The following is a 2,680-nucleotide window of genomic DNA, read 5'->3' as shown; positions in this document are numbered from 1 at the left end:
GGTGAGTTTCCTAACGAAAACCGGGTTTATGAGGATGCCTCTGTGGCGTGGAATTACTTAGTGGAAAATCAGCAAATCCCCCCTAGCAAAATTTTTATTTACGGGCATTCGATGGGGGGTGCGATCGCCATTGATTTGGCGCTTAAACAACCAGAAGCGGCTGGATTGATTGTGGAAAGCTCCTTTACTTCAATCAGGGAGATGGTTGCTTACAGGAACTTATTTTGGATGTTCCCGGTGGATTTGATTTTGACGCAGCGCTTTGAATCCATTCAAAAAGTACCACTGTTAAAATTACCGGTGTTATTTATTCATGGTACTGCTGATACAACTGTGCCATCTTTTATGAGCCAAAAACTTTATCACGCTGCGCCCGAACCGAAAAAACTGTTTTTAGTATCGGCAGCAGACCATAATAATACAGCTACTGTTGCTGGTGATGATTATTTGCAATGGATCAAGTCTTTTGTGGAACGAGTCAAATCTTACAGCTTTGCGGGTAAAAATTAAAACGTTTATTTTATGTAATTACTTTATTTACGGTGTTATCTATGAATCTCAGGACTAGAACTAGGCGATCGCAGCACAAAGATCAACTTCACGAAAACTTTTTATTTGTATAGTCACCATTTAAGAGAAAATATAAATTCGATCTTGACTCAGTAATTCTACGATTTATGGGAAAAAAATCTTTAATTAATACAAAACAATCCGGATCTCAACGCATATAAAACGATAAATTATACAGATTAACTACTTTTTGGCTGAATATCAGGAAAAACTTTAACCATGACTATGACACCTGTGTATTTGTTCACTATTCCTGGAAATCCTAGCATCAAAATTTCTCAAGATGAATTGCGATCGCTATTAGGTGAAATTGAAGCTGAACTTCATAGCAGTAAAGTTTATATCCGTGCTATGACTACATTACAAAAATTACTGGGTACTTCAGGAGAACCAGTGAAGATGTTGTTAAAAGCGGTAGGTAGAGAAGCTATCAGTTTGGCATTTCAGCAATTTGCACAACAAGAAACAGTTACAGAGGCTCATAGTGTTTCACCTTCACCTAATGTTGAACCAAAAATAGCTACTGATTCACCAAGTATAAAAGTAGCACCACAAACCAGCAACGCATATATTAGCGAAAGAGAAGTATCACCAAAAACGACTGTAAATCCAGAGAAAAGTTCGGAAATAAATTCTCCAGGGGCCGCACTGATCAATTGGTTAAAGCCAAATAAAAAATCTGACCAAGCTGAACTAGCCAAGCAAATAGCAGCCGAACGACGCAAAGAAGCTATGTGTCGAATTGGTCAACAACTCAAACAAGCTCGTGAGTCTCAAGGCCTGTCTCTATGCCAACTCAATATTTATACTCATGTACCAATTCATCGAATGGAAGCAATAGAAAATAGTAATTTCGACTTATTGCCAGAAGATACTTTGGTTCGTGGATTTATTCGAGTTATGGGGAATGCTTTAGGACTAAATGGCACAAATCTAGCTGCTTCTTTACCAGTAACTGATGCAGTACAATCCATTTTACCTTCTTGGTATGGTTCGACAAAAGCTCCTGGAGGATTGGGAATAGATATTCGTCCTATACATCTATATGTAGGTTATACAGCTCTGGTGGCTGGGGCTGTCGGGGGAGTATCCTTAATTTCTCAACAAACAAATAGTGGCAGGGTACTGAATCCAGATATAGTTACTTCCCCGTCTTCGTCTGTTTTGCAATCATCCCAGAAGTCTGAAGTAAATATGACAACCGGACTGAAGACTAGTAGCGTCGGTTCAGATATTTCCCCGCCAGAATCTTTTTAAATAAAAGTGCTGAATTCTGAAGACTTCAAGCAATCAACAATGCTTTCACAGCCTTGGGGGTGGCTAGATCAAAGAATTCAGAAATTGCCACAACTGCAAATCAGCGAAATCTGGAATTGCCATAAATGTGCCAACTTGCTGTAAAATTTGCGGATCATGAGTAGAAGCAATGCCAATGGTACGAATACCCGCACCGACTGCGGCACGAATACCAGAGGGTGAGTCTTCTAAAGCGATCGCTTGTTCTGCTAAAATTTCTAAGTTGTTTAAAGCAACTTGATAGGGTTCCGGATCTGGTTTACCTGCTACACAATCATCAGCTAAAACAATCGTGTGGAAAATTTCTTTAATTCCTAAAACTTCTAGCATGAATTCTGCATTTTGTCTAGGAGCATTAGTTACTAAAGCCCGTTTTAGCTGATGTGTTTCTGTCCATTTTATCAGTTCAGCAAATCCATGCAATGCTTGCAGATGGGGGGCGAGTTGGCGAAAAAGCGTTTCTTTTTCATCCGCAAACTTTTCACCTTCAATTACTGTTAATTGCGGCAAAATATCTTTAACAATTTCTGGGTTTAGCCGTCCACTAATCCGAGATTTATAGAATGTTTCGTCAATTGTAATATCGTAACTCAGCAACATTTTTTGCCAAGCTTGGTAGTGTATGGGGTCAGTATTGACAATAGTACCGTCTAAGTCAAAGAGAATTGCAGCCAGCATGATTTTTGGTAAACTGTAAATAATTATTAAGTTAATTTACATAGTTTACATGGTTTTTTGTCCTCAATCATTGTGCTGGCGTGAATACAGGAATAAAACAATCTGAAATTCTCAAATCTATACTAAAAAAAAGATG

The 2,680-nt window shown here is 38.6% G+C and carries 3 protein-coding genes; 2 read left to right on the top strand and 1 reads right to left on the bottom strand.

What is annotated here, in order from left to right:
- Together VB654_RS00335 and VB654_RS00330 are read left to right on the top strand one after the other, a co-directional pair.
- Positions 1–510: alpha/beta hydrolase (locus VB654_RS00335; protein WP_323211241.1), on the top strand; the 510-nt coding region annotated here is incomplete at its 5' end.
- Positions 511–789: 279 nt separating this feature from the next.
- Positions 790–1,827: a helix-turn-helix transcriptional regulator gene (locus tag VB654_RS00330; protein ID WP_323211240.1), complete on the top strand. Its 1,038-nt coding sequence runs from the start codon at positions 790–792 to the stop codon at positions 1,825–1,827.
- 63 nt (positions 1,828–1,890) lie between these two features.
- Here the strand turns inward: VB654_RS00330 and VB654_RS00325 are convergent, their stop codons facing one another.
- On the bottom strand, positions 1,891–2,544 hold the full coding sequence (locus tag VB654_RS00325; protein ID WP_323211239.1) for an HAD-IA family hydrolase: 654 nt from the start codon (positions 2,542–2,544) through the stop codon (positions 1,891–1,893).
- Positions 2,545–2,680: the final 136 nt, after the last annotated feature.

The organism is Nodularia sp. UHCC 0506 (assembly GCF_034931045.1).
In the GTDB taxonomy this organism is placed as follows: domain Bacteria; phylum Cyanobacteriota; class Cyanobacteriia; order Cyanobacteriales; family Nostocaceae; genus Nodularia.
Note: the sequence above shows the minus strand (reverse complement) of the source record. Positions and strands in the feature narration are given on the sequence as shown.

Coding starts and splice junctions, on each gene's coding strand:
- VB654_RS00325 (WP_323211239.1), bottom strand. CDS start 2,544: ATGCTGGCTGCAATTCTCTTTGACTTAGACGGTACTATTGTCAATACT.
- VB654_RS00330 (WP_323211240.1), top strand. CDS start 790: ATGACTATGACACCTGTGTATTTGTTCACTATTCCTGGAAATCCTAGC.